Raw genomic sequence first — 12,028 nt, forward strand, 5'->3', positions numbered from 1 at the left:
ACCGCCGATGCTGCCAAAGTCCCCATCAGCCATCGCATCAAGAAATGCGCCTGGAACGACGACTATCTCATCAATGCCATCACTCATATGCGATAGCCCTGCCGTGAACGGGGAGAAGGAAGACCCGCCTACTTCGCCGAGCAGAGCTTGTCGCGGCTCGTCGACATTGCCGCCGCCGCCGAGAAGCCGTAAGGCTCGATGATCTTGGCGAACTCGCCGGACTTCTTCAGTTTCGCCAGCTCGACATCATAGGCGTCGCGCAGCGCTTCGTCGCCCTTCTTGAAGGCTGCGCCGTCGCAATAGACCGGCGCACCGACCACCGGCGCGATGACTTCGAGGTTCGGATCATTGGCTTTCTTGACCAGGTCGTTGATCGACAGCACGGGCAGTGAATAAGCATCGATGCGGCCGTCCTGCAGCATCTTCAGGCCGCTCTGGCCGTCCGGCACGACGATGACGCGCTCGCGCGGCACACCTGCGGTGAGCGCCAGCTTTTCCTCGGTGCCGCCACCCGGTGCGCCGATCGTCGCGCTGGTGTCCTTGGCGACGTCCTCGTAGCTCTTGAAGCCCTTCGGGTTGCCCTTCTTCACCAGCATCGCCTCGGCATCGCACAGCACCGGTTCCGAATAGGCGACCGCAGCACAACGTTCCGGCTTCATGAACAGGCCGGCGGTGACGACGTCGAAACGGCCGGCCTGCAGACCCGGGATCATGGCGCCATATTCCGAGATCGAGGCGACGATATCGTTGACGCCAAGACGCTTGAAGATTTCACGGGCAACGTCAGGCGCCGCACCCGAAACCTTGCCGTCGGCAGCGACCGCCGTATAGGGCGGCTCGTTGGCAATGGCGACGCGGGCAAAGCCTTGCGCCTTGAGCTCTTCGAGCTTGCTGTCATCGGCCGAGCCGGCCGTCGAGGCGGCCAGCACCGCCGCCAGCGCAATACCGGCGACGCCGGCCAAAATGGCAAATTTCTTCATTGTTCCCAACTCCTTGTTTGTCTGTCTTCTTGGCTTGCTTGAGGCGTCGCCGCCTCGCATGGCAGTCAGACCCGATGTCCGGCCGCAATGATCTTCTTCAGGAAACCTTGCGTACGCTCCTGTTTGGGATGGCGGAAAATCTCGTCGGGCTTGCCTTCCTCGACTATTCTGCCGCGATCGAAGAACAGCACCCGGTCGGCGAAGTCATGGGCGAAACCCATCTCGTGGGTGACCAGCAGCATGGTCATGTCGGTCTCGGCGGCGAGCTTGCGCATGACGTTGAGGACCTCGTCGACGAGCTCCGGGTCGAGCGCCGAGGTGACCTCGTCGAACAGCATGATCTTCGGCGACAGCGCCAACGCCCGGGCAATCGCGACGCGCTGCTTCTGTCCGCCGGAAAGCTGCGCCGGCATCGCTTTGGCCTTGTCGACCATGCCGACCATGTCGAGCAGTTCCATCGCCCGCTTTTCGGCGGCGGCCCGCGGCACGCCTTTGGTCAGCATCGGTGCCAGCGTCACATTGTCGATGACGCATTTGTGCGGAAACAGATTGAACAGTTGGAAGACCATGCCGATCTTCTGGCGCATCTTTGCCAAATGCCGTTCATCGGCCGTCAGCAGCCGGCCGTTACGCTCCATGTGGTACAGCTGTTCGCCATCGACCTGGATGTGGCCGCTGTCGATGCGCTCAAGCGTCATCAGGATACGCAGGATCGTCGTCTTGCCCGAACCCGATGGGCCGATCAGCGCCAGCTTCTCGCCGGGCATGACTTGCATTGAGAGGCCGTCCAGCACCTTGAAGGTGCCGAAGCTTTTCGAAATGCCGTCGATCTTGATGATGGGCGCCGACAATGAATTTCCCGTGCTGGAGAAGCTATGCCTTTAACGATGCGGATCGCGGCAAATCATGTCAATCAAGAAAATAATATCATGACAATATTTCGAACTCCGCACAATTCCCCGCCATTTGCTGCCTAGATGGCAAGCAGGAGATGCTCGGGATCGCCGAGCAGAAGCTTTGTGACAACGCCGAGACCGGCACGCAGTTCCCCCTCCGTGGTCGAGCCCAGCGAAATCCGGACAGCTGGATGCCAAGGCATCTGCGAAATGCGAAACGACGTGCCGGGCGCAATCGCCACGCCCTGCAGGCGCGCCTGGGACACAAAGCTTTCCTCGCCGCGATCCTCGGGCAGCCGCAGCCAGACGTGAAGCCCGTCGCGATGAGCGCGATAATCCACTCCGGCAAGCACCTCGGCGGCGATGTCCAGACGCCGCCGCAAAGCCAGGCGCTGCCATCGAACGAGTTCCATCGCGGTGCCGTCGGTCACCCATTTGCTGGCGATCTCGGCCACCATCGGGGTCGCCATCCAGTTCGAGACCAGGTGGCGGTTGGCAACCGCGGCGACATAACGATCGGGTGCCGCGAGATAGCCGATGCGCAGGCCGGGCACCACGATCTTGGTGAAGGAGGTGACGTAGAGGGTGCGCTCGGGGGCAAACGCCGCGACCGGCGGCGGCCGGTCCTCGACCAGCGGGCCGAGCACATCGTTCTCGATGATGGCGATGTCGTGCCTGCGCGCCACCGCCGCGATCTGCTCGCGCCGGGCGGCATCCATCAGCGTTGCCGTCGGGTTGATCACCGAGGGCTGCACGAACACGGCGCGGATGTCGGACAGCCGGCAGGCCTCGTCGAGCGCTTCCGGGATCAGCCCATTGTCGTCGATCGGCAGACCCTCGAGATTGAAGCCGAGATAGCGCGCCAGCGGGATTAGCGTGTGATGGCCGATCGCTTCGGTGGCGACGGTCGAACCGGGCGGCGCCACGCTCATCAGCGCTACCGTCATACCGGCGGTGGCGCCGTTGGTCAGGCTGATGTTCTGCGGCGACGCGTCGAGGCCGCAGAGCCGCAGCCACTCGACACCCACCGCGCGGTGGCGCGGGAACACCATGTTCGGCCTGAACGACAGCGCCGAGCTCGACGGCAGGTTTTCCGCGAGCCAGCCCAGTGCCTGCCTCAGCCGCTCCAGATGCATCGGTTCACAGACCGGCTTCAGGATGGAGAGGTCGATGACCTCGCCCAGCCGCTCCGGCAGATAGGGCGGCTCCGGCTCGCGGCGCTGCGTCTGCACGAAGCTGCCGCGGCCGACCTCGCCGGAAACCAGCCCGCGGCGGATCAATTCCTCGTAGGCGCGGCTGACCGTCTGCACGGAAAGTTTCAGATCGTCGGCCAGTTGCCGGTGCGTCGGCAAGCGCGCCCCATTGGCCAGACGCCCGTCATGAATGGCCCGCGCGAACTGGTCGGCGAGCGATTGATATGCCGGCCGCCGGATAAGAGCGGGATCTGGTCGCCAAAATGTCATGACTTATTAGAGATCGAAATCAGTGCAATTGACAATCGAAATAATGCGCCGTCATGTGTCGGGCACTGGAAGTGGGCGATCATGGCTGCAGCGAAACTCGATCCGATCGATCTCAAGATCCTCGACGCCATCCAGCGCGACGGGCGCATCACCAAGCTGGCGCTGGCCGAGAAAGTCGGCCTGTCGCCGACGCCGTGCTGGATGCGGCTGCGCAAGCTGGAAAAGGCCGGCATTGTCTCGGGCTACCATGCCAGGATCGCCATGCGCGCCATCTCGCCGGTCGCTACCGTGCTGATGGAGGTGACGCTGGCTAGCCACCGCCAGGCCGATTTCGACCGTTTCGAGCGCGTCATCCGCGACATCCCCGAGATCGTCGCCTGCTGGTCAGTTGGCGGCGGCGTCGATTACCTGCTGAAGGTGATGGCGCGCGACATCGACGCCTATCAGCGACTGGTCGACACTCTGCTCGATCGCGAGATCGGCATCGACCGCTATTTCACCTACATCGTCACCAAGACAGTAAAGGAGGAGAGCGTGCTGCCAGTGGCGGATCTGTTGCCGGCATCTTCCTGATGCCGGAGAGATCGTCTGGCTGGGCAGGGCAATAGAGACAATCTCTCTACGTGCAGGCACGCAAACAGCCTCTCTGTTTGCGCGGCAGAGATAGTCTTGCGGCATCACCCGAACCGGGAGCCCGATGATGTCCGCACATTTTGCCCGCTCGCACCGCCATGAAGCACTTGATCGCCTCGCCGACCGACGGCTGCTGCGCGAACTCGCCTATGTCGCTGGCCACTGGACCGCGAGCGAGACCGCGGAGAGTTTCGAGGTGACCGATCCGGCCACCGGATCTACCGTCGCTTTTGTTGCCGCGCTCGATGCCCGGCAGACGACATTGGCGATCGATGCGGCATCGCGCGCCTTTCCTGCTTGGCGCGCATTGCTGCCGCAGGAAAGGTCGAAAATCTTGCGAAAATGGTTCGATCTGATCGTCGCCGCCAAGAATGACCTGGCTCTGCTGATGACGCTCGAACAAGGCAAGCCGCTGAAGGAATCGCTCGGCGAGATCGACTATGCCGCCTCTTTTGTCGAATGGTATGCCGAGGAGGCCAAACGTCTCAACGCCGAAAGCGTCACCAGCCATCTGCCTGATACCGAGATGATGGTGCGGCGCGAGCCGCTTGGCGTCGTCGGCGTCGTCACGCCGTGGAATTTTCCAGCGGCCATGCTGACCCGCAAGGCGGCTGCCGCCCTTGCCGCCGGTTGCACCATCGTCGCGCATCCTTCCTCGGAAACGCCGCTGTCGGCACTGGCGCTGGCCGAGCTTGGCGAACGCGCCGGCCTGCCGGCTGGCGTTTTCAACGTCCTCACCGGCAGGGCTTCGACTATCGTTGGGCGGATGTGCGAAGACCCGCGCGTTCGCGCCATGAGCTTCACCGGCTCGACCGAGATCGGCAGGCTGATCGCCGCGCAGACTGCGCCGACGATGAAGCGTCTGGTGATGGAACTCGGCGGTCATGCGCCGCTGATCGTCTTCGCCGACGCCGATCTCGACAAGGCTGTCGCCATTGCGGTCGACGCCAAATTCGCGACCTCCGGCCAGGACTGCCTCGCCGCCAACCGCATCTATGTCCAGCGTCCGCTCTACGATCGGTTCTGCGCTGCTTTCGCCAAACGCGTCGAGGCATTGCGGACCGGCAATGGCCTGGCTGACGACACCGAAATCGGACCCTTGATGCACGAACGCGCCGTCAAGAAGGTCGAGGAGCAGGTGGCCGATGCGCTCGCCAAAGGCGCGCGCTGCCTGACCGGTGGCAAGCGCCATTCCGTCGGGCCGCTGTTCTACCAGGCGACCCTGCTTGCCGACGTGAGAGACGACGCCCTGATCATGCGCGAGGAAACCTTCGGTCCGGTTGCTGCCGTGACGCCCTTCGACAGCGAAGAGGAAGTCATCGCCCGCGCCAATGCCACCGAGTACGGCCTCGTCGCCTATGTCGTCACCGAAAACGGCGGTAGGCAATTGCGCATGGGCCGCGCGCTCGACTATGGCATGGTCGCCATCAACCGCGTCAAGATCACCGGCGCGCCGATCCCTTTCGGCGGCGTCAAGCAGTCCGGCATCGGCCGCGAGGGCTCGCGTCACGGGCTCGAAGCCTTTACCGATCTCAAATATCTCTGCCTCGACGTGGCGTGAGCCGCGCCCGACACTTTCCCTCAGGAGTAGAAAAATGCTCGACCAGTCAAACGAACTCGCCGCCTGGGACCGCGATCACTTCTTCCATCCCTCGACCCATATGGGCACCCACGCGCGTGGCGAGAGCCCGACCCGTGTGATCGCCGGCGGCGAAGGCGTCACCATCTGGGACAACAACGGGCGCAAGAGCATCGATGCCTTCGCCGGACTCTACTGCGTCAATGTCGGTTATGGCCGCCAGAAGATCGCCGACGCCATCGCCGCGCAGGCCAAGAATCTCGCTTATTACCATGCCTATGTCGGGCACGGCACCGAGGCGTCGATCACGCTCTCCAAGATGATCATCGACCGAGCGCCGCAAGGCATGTCGAGGGTCTATTTCGGGCTCTCCGGTTCAGACGCCAATGAAACCAACATCAAGCTGATCTGGTACTACAACAACGTGCTCGGCCGGTCCGAGAAGAAGAAGATCATCTCGCGCTGGCGCGGTTATCACGGCTCCGGCATCATGACCGGATCGCTGACCGGCCTCGACCTGTTCCATAACGCCTTCGACCTGCCGCGTGCGCCGGTCATGCACACCGAGGCGCCCTACTATTTCCGCCGCGCCGACCGCTCGCTGAGTGAAGAGCAGTTTTCGCAATACTGCGCCGACAAGCTCGAGGAGATGATCCTCGCCGAAGGGCCGGAAACGGTCGCCGCCTTCATCGGCGAGCCGATCCTCGGCACCGGCGGCATCGTGCCGCCGCCGGCCGGCTATTGGGAAAAAATCCAGGCGGTGCTGAAGAAATACGACGTGCTGCTGGTCGCCGACGAGGTCGTCACCGGCTTTGGCCGGCTTGGCACCATGTTCGGCTCCGACCACTACGGCATCAAGCCCGACCTGATCACCATCGCCAAGGGCCTGACCTCGGCCTATGCGCCGCTCTCCGGCGTCATCGTCTCCGACAAGGTGTGGCAGGTGCTCGTCCAAGGCTCCGACAAGCTCGGCTCGCTCGGCCATGGCTGGACCTATTCGGCGCATCCGATCTGCGTGGCCGCCGGCATCGCCAACCTGGAACTGATCGACGAGATGGACCTGGTGCGGAACGCCGGCGAGACCGGCGCCTATTTCCGCGCCGAGCTGACGAAAGCCGTCGGCGGCCACAAAAACGTTGGCGAGGTGCGCGGCGACGGCATGCTGGCGGCAATCGAGTTCGTCGCCGACCGGGACGACCGCGTGTTCTTCGACGCCTCGCAAAAGATCGGACCGCAGGTCGCGACCACCCTTGCGGCAAGCGGCGTCATCGGCCGCGCCATGCCGCAGGGCGACATTCTCGGTTTCGCGCCGCCGCTCTGCCTGACACGGCAAGAGGCCGACATCGTCGTCTCCAAGACGGCCGACGCGGTGAAGAGCGTGTTTGCCAGCATCTGAAGAACCGACATGAATGCCATGACCAAAACCCTCCCCACCACCATGGCCGCCGTGCAGCTGATCGGGCACGGCGGGCCGGAAAAGCTCGTCTACCGCACCGACGTCAAAGTGCCCTCGCCCGCTCCGGGCGAGGTGCTGGTCAAGGTCACCGCTTGCGGCATGAACAACACCGATGTCTGGGTGCGCCAGGGCGCCTATGGCACTGAGGAGGATGCAGCCGCCGTCTCGACATGGCGGCGGCAAGGCAACACACTGACCTTCCCGCGCATCCAGGGCACCGACACGGTCGGCAACATCGTTGCCGTCGGCGACGGCGTGTCGCCGGCCCGCATCGGCGAGCGGGTGATGGTCGATTTCTCCATCTACAATCGCGACGACGATTCACTCGCCGACATCGACTATATGGGCCACGGCCGCGACGGCGGCTATGCCGAGTACCAGACAGTGCCGGCCGAGAACGCCCATGTCGTCAGCACCGATCTGAGCGACGTCGAACTTGCCACTTTCTGCTGCGCCTATCTCACCGGCGAGCAGATGCTGGAACGCGCCGCATTGAAAGCCGGCGAGCGCGTGCTGGTCACCGGCGCCTCGGGCGGCGTCGGCTCAGGCATCGTGCAGCTGGCGCGGGCACGCGGCGCCATTCCCTATGCGGTTGCCGGCAAGGGCAAGGAACAGGCCGTGCGTGACATCGGCGCCGAGGCGGTGATCACCCGCGGCGTTGCCGATCTGCCGGCCGCCGTCAACGAGGCGACCGGCGGCCGGCCGATCGACGTGGTGGCCGACCTCGTCGGCGGCGCGATCTTCAACGACCTGCTGCGCATCCTCAGGCCCGAAGGCCGCTACACGACGGCGGGCGCGATTGCCGGCCCGGTCGTGCAGCTCGATCTGCGCACCATGTATCTGAAACAGCTCCAACTGCATGGCTCGAGCCAGGGCACACGGGCGGATTTCCGCCGCATCGTGCGCTACATCGAGGAGAAGAAGATCCGGCCGCTGGTCGGCGGAGTCTACAAGCTCTCCGATTTCCATCGCGCCCAGGCCGATTTCATCGCCAAGGATTTCGTCGGCAAGCTGGTGGTCGTACCGGATGCCATCGGCCGCTGAATAGCCTGATCAGCTTTGTGGTCGCACCTGCTTGGCGGCGGCCTCGAGCGACCGTTCAAACGCGTCGATCACCTGGTCGACCTGCGGCTCGGTGATGATCAGCGGCGGGCAGAAAGCCAGCGCATCGCCCATATTGCGCGAGATGACGCCGTTCTGCTGCATGAAGCCGTTGACGAGCCCGCCCAGTTCACCGGTCTTCCCCCACGGCGCCTTGTTCGCCTTGTCGCCGACCAGTTCGACCGCCGCGATCAGGCCGATGCCACGCACCTCGCCGACAAGCGGGTGCGAAGCGAGCGTGCGCAGCCGCTTCTGCATATGCGCGCCGACCGCACGCGCATTGCCGACAAGGTCGCGCTCCTCGATCAGCTTCAGGTTCTCGAGCGCGACCGCTGCCGCAACAGGATGGCCGCCGCCGGTGAAGCCGTGGCCGAAGGTGCCGATACGATTGCTTTCGTCGGCAATCGGCTCGAACACCTTGTCGTTGATCAGCAGGGCTGAGATCGGCAGATAGGACGAAGAGATCTGCTTCGACAGCACCATGATGTCGGGCCTGATGCCGAAGGTCTGCGAGCCGAACATCTCACCTGTTCTGCCGAAGCCGCAGATCACCTCGTCGGCGACCAGCAGGATGTCGTATCTCGACAGCACCGCCTGTATCTTCTCCCAGTAGCCGGAAGGCGGAACGATGACGCCGCCGGCGCCCATGATCGGTTCGCCGAAAAAGGCGGCGATGGTTTCCGGTCCTTCGGCGAGGATCAGCGTTTCCAGCTCGTCGGCAAGCCGCGTCGAAAACAGCTCTTCGCTTTCACCCGGCAGCGCCTCGCGCCAATGGTGCGGCGTCGAGGTATGCAGCACATTGGCAATCGGCAGGTCAAAGGAGGTGTGGTTGTTGGGCAGTCCGGTCAGGCTTGCCGAGGCGATGGTGACGCCGTGATAGCCCTTCTTGCGGCTGATGATCTTCTTGCGCGCCGCCTGGCCGAGCGCATTCGACCGGTACCAGATCATCTTCATGGCCGTATCGTTGGCCTCGGAACCGGAATTGGTGAAATACGCCTTGCTCATCGGCACCGGCGCCATCTGCACCAGTCTCTCGGCGAGATCGATCAGCGGCGAATGCGATTTGGAGCCGAAATCGTGATAGTAAGGCAGCTTCGACATTTGCCGTACTGCCGCATCGACCAGCCGCTTCTCCGAAAAACCGACCGCGACGCTCCAGAGCCCCGCCATCGCCTCGATATAGCGGTTGCCGGCAAGGTCCTCGACATAGATGCCGTCGCCCTTCTCGATGACGAGCGGCCCCGACTCCTGATGCTTGCGCGCATTCGTATAGCCATGCATGTGAAAGCTTATGTCGCGGGCTTCGGGTGAATTCGGTCGTGCGTCCATGACGGCTCCTGTGCTGCACGCGGAACAGTCCTGCCCCCGGTCCGGCTCGGCAGGTCCCCGTGCGTTATGCCGTTTGATGCATCTTTCTCGAACGGTATAGTGTCAAGCGCTTTCGACAGGGCCAGCGGATGGGTGGACGCATGCAGAACTTCGGCTTGACCTAACCGTGGACCATGTCGACTGCATTGTCGCCGGCGCCGGTGTTGTAGGCCTGGCGATCGCGCGAGAGATGGCGCAGCGCGGCATCGATACGCTGGTCCTGGAAGCCGAGAACGCTATCGGCACCGGGACAAGTTCGCGCAACTCCGAGGTCATCCATGCCGGCCTCCACTATCCGGTTGGATCGCTGAAAGCCCTGTTCTGCGTGGCCGGCCGGGAAAGACTCTATCGCTATTGCGAGGAGCGGGCGATCCCGCACGCGCGCTGCGGCAAGCTCATCGTTGCCACAAATGCCGAACAGGAGCCGGTGCTCGCCTCAATCCGGGCCAATGCACGCGCTTGCGGCGCCGGCGACCTGGTGCCGTTGCGCGAAGCCGAGGCGCATGCGCTGGAGCCCAGCCTTAGGTGTACGGCAGCGTTGCTGTCGCCGGCCACCGGGATCATCGACAGCCATGCCCTGATGCTCGCCTTGCTGGCTGATGCCGAAGCGCACGGGGGGGCACTTAGTCTCAACACGCGCATCGCCTCCGGCCGCATCGAAGCGGGCCGCGTCGTGCTCGAGACGGTGGACGCTGCAGGCGGCGAGCGCTTCGAAATCACCACTCCGCGTTTCGTCAATGCCGCCGGGCTTGGCGCGGCAGCACTTGCAGGTTCGCTAGAAGGGCTCAATCAGCAATTCGTGCCAAAGCTCCATTATGCCAAGGGCAATTATTTTTCGGTGATCGGCCGGGCACCGTTCTCGCGATTGGTCTATCCGGTGCCCGAACCCGGCGGGCTCGGTGTTCATCTGACGGTCGATCTCGACGGCGTCACCCGCTTCGGGCCGGACGTCGAATGGATCGATCAACTCGACTATCGCGTCGACCCGGCTCGTGGCGAGCGCTTCTACAGCGAGATCCGCAAATACTGGCCGGACCTGGCCGATGACAGCCTGCAGCCCGCTTACAGCGGCATCCGGCCAAAACTGTCCGGTCCCGGTGAGGCCAATGCCGACTTCTTCATCCAGGACGTGGCGGTGCACGGCGTGGATAGCCTGGTCAACCTGTTCGGCATCGAAAGCCCCGGCCTGACCTCCTGCCTGGCGATTGCCGACCATGTCGCGCAGTGCCTCGCGCCGAACTTGTAGCGTGCGGCGCCCGCGCAACGATCTGCACTGTATCAAGGCGCATTGCGTGAACTTTCAGGCGCAAGTCGCCTATGAGGCACATCGCGCACTTGCAGCCCGCTCCGCGCTCTGATTCCCTGCATTCTGGGCTGTCCTGATTCGCACTGCCCGGTTCAAAGTTTTCGCAGTGCGCCCGGAACAAGCTTCCAGCGACCACTCGGCGTATCCAGGGAGAACGGCAATGAACACCGCGACGAGGCCGGTAATCTCGGAGATGAGGCCCAAGATCACCGTCGTCGGGGTCGGCGGCGGCGGCGGCAACGCCGTCAACAACATGATCGCCGAAGGCCTGCAGGGCGCGGAGTTCATCGTCGCCAACACCGATGCCCAGGCCCTTGCCATGTCGAAGGCAACGAGGCTGATCCAGTTGGGCGCTCATATCACCGAAGGTCTCGGCGCCGGGTCCCTGCCCGAGGTCGGCCGTGCCGCGGCCGTGGAATCCATCGACGAGATCATGGATCACCTTGCTGGAACGCATATGTGCTTCGTGACCGCCGGCATGGGAGGCGGAACCGGCACCGGTGCCGCGCCTGTCATAGCGCAGGCAGCACGGGCAGCCGGAATACTGACCGTCGCCGTCGTTACCAAGCCATTTGTCTTCGAAGGCAGGCGCCGCATGTACGCTGCCGACGAGGGCATCGAGCGCCTGCGCGAAAGCGCCGATACCGTCATCGTCATCCCCAACCAGAACCTGTTCAGGATCGCCGACGCCAGAACCACGTTCGCCGACGCCTTCGCCATGGCCGACCGGGTTCTTTATGCGGGTGTCGGCTGCATCACCGATCTGATCGTCAAGGAAGGCCTGATCAATCTCGACTTCGCCGATGTAAAGTCGGTGATGCGCGACATGGGCCGCGCCATGATGGGAACCGGAGAAGCCGCAGGAGAAGGCCGCGCCAAGAAGGCGGCGGAAGCGGCAATCGCCAACCCGCTGCTCGACGAAGCTTCGATGATGGGCGCCAAGGGCGTCCTTGTCTCGATATCGGGCGGCATGGACATGACGCTGTTCGAGGTCGACGAAGCCGCTACCCGCATCCGCGAGGAGGTCGACAACGATGCCGACATCATCGTCGGCGCCATCTTCGACAAGGCACTCGCCGGAAAATTCAGGGTATCGGTCGTAGCGACCGGCTTGCGGCGTGGCCTGGAGATTCCGCTGCTGGCCGAACCGGAAGTTCGCATGAACTGAACGCGTATCGCGTGCAACTCGCTCAGCCGACTGCCAGCCTCGCGTCACCAGGGCCGCGCGCCGTCGATGACTTCCTAT

Annotated in this window: 10 protein-coding genes; 6 read left to right on the plus strand and 4 right to left on the minus strand. The window is 63.7% G+C overall.

Features of this window, described 5'->3' with window-relative positions; translation table 11 throughout:
- Nucleotides 1-128: 128 nt before the first annotated feature.
- From ehuB to ehuR, 3 genes are all read right to left on the minus strand, one after another.
- The gene (gene ehuB, locus NKJ84_RS15615) at nucleotides 129-980 is read right to left on the minus strand and encodes an ectoine/hydroxyectoine ABC transporter substrate-binding protein EhuB (RefSeq protein ID WP_254819482.1); all 852 of its coding nucleotides are present in this window, start codon (nucleotides 978-980) and stop codon (nucleotides 129-131) included.
- A gap of 65 nt (nucleotides 981-1,045) precedes the next feature.
- Nucleotides 1,046-1,831: an ectoine/hydroxyectoine ABC transporter ATP-binding protein EhuA gene (gene ehuA / locus NKJ84_RS15620; RefSeq protein WP_023677199.1), complete on the minus strand. Its 786-nt coding sequence runs from the start codon at nucleotides 1,829-1,831 to the stop codon at nucleotides 1,046-1,048.
- 122 nt (nucleotides 1,832-1,953) lie between these two features.
- The gene (gene ehuR / locus NKJ84_RS15625) at nucleotides 1,954-3,339 is read right to left on the minus strand and encodes a MocR-like ectoine utilization transcription factor EhuR (protein ID WP_352507181.1); all 1,386 of its coding nucleotides are present in this window, start codon (nucleotides 3,337-3,339) and stop codon (nucleotides 1,954-1,956) included.
- An 81-nt stretch (nucleotides 3,340-3,420) separates the two neighbouring features.
- Here ehuR and NKJ84_RS15630 point away from each other — a divergent pair, with 81 nt between their 5' ends.
- The 4 genes from NKJ84_RS15630 (at nucleotide 3,421) to NKJ84_RS15645 (ending at nucleotide 8,051) form a co-directional block, all read left to right on the plus strand.
- On the plus strand, nucleotides 3,421-3,912 hold the full coding sequence (locus NKJ84_RS15630; RefSeq protein ID WP_352507182.1) for an Lrp/AsnC family transcriptional regulator: 492 nt from the start codon (nucleotides 3,421-3,423) through the stop codon (nucleotides 3,910-3,912).
- A 127-nt stretch (nucleotides 3,913-4,039) separates the two neighbouring features.
- Nucleotides 4,040-5,533 carry an NAD-dependent succinate-semialdehyde dehydrogenase gene (locus NKJ84_RS15635; protein WP_352507183.1) on the plus strand — a complete coding sequence of 498 codons (1,494 nt, stop codon included), beginning with the start codon at nucleotides 4,040-4,042 and terminating at the stop codon, nucleotides 5,531-5,533.
- A 34-nt stretch (nucleotides 5,534-5,567) separates the two neighbouring features.
- Nucleotides 5,568-6,947, plus strand: a complete 1,380-nt coding sequence (locus NKJ84_RS15640; RefSeq protein ID WP_352507184.1) for an aspartate aminotransferase family protein — start codon at nucleotides 5,568-5,570, stop codon at nucleotides 6,945-6,947.
- A gap of 9 nt (nucleotides 6,948-6,956) precedes the next feature.
- Nucleotides 6,957-8,051, plus strand: a complete 1,095-nt coding sequence (locus NKJ84_RS15645) for an alcohol dehydrogenase family protein (RefSeq protein ID WP_352507185.1) — start codon at nucleotides 6,957-6,959, stop codon at nucleotides 8,049-8,051.
- A gap of 9 nt (nucleotides 8,052-8,060) precedes the next feature.
- On the opposite strand, the gene NKJ84_RS15650 is transcribed toward NKJ84_RS15645, so the two are convergent.
- Complete coding sequence (locus tag NKJ84_RS15650; RefSeq protein WP_352507186.1) at nucleotides 8,061-9,437, minus strand: aspartate aminotransferase family protein; 1,377 nt, start codon at nucleotides 9,435-9,437, stop codon at nucleotides 8,061-8,063.
- A 166-nt stretch (nucleotides 9,438-9,603) separates the two neighbouring features.
- Between NKJ84_RS15650 and NKJ84_RS15655 the strand changes: the two genes are divergently transcribed.
- Entirely contained in the window at nucleotides 9,604-10,722 is a 1,119-nt protein-coding gene (locus NKJ84_RS15655; protein WP_352507187.1) for an NAD(P)/FAD-dependent oxidoreductase, read from the plus strand.
- 220 nt (nucleotides 10,723-10,942) lie between these two features.
- The gene (gene ftsZ, locus NKJ84_RS15660) at nucleotides 10,943-11,950 is read left to right on the plus strand and encodes a cell division protein FtsZ (protein WP_023677189.1); all 1,008 of its coding nucleotides are present in this window, start codon (nucleotides 10,943-10,945) and stop codon (nucleotides 11,948-11,950) included.
- Nucleotides 11,951-12,028: the final 78 nt, after the last annotated feature.

Source organism: Mesorhizobium sp. M0048 (assembly GCF_040323405.1).
Taxonomy (GTDB): Bacteria; Pseudomonadota; Alphaproteobacteria; order Rhizobiales; family Rhizobiaceae; genus Mesorhizobium.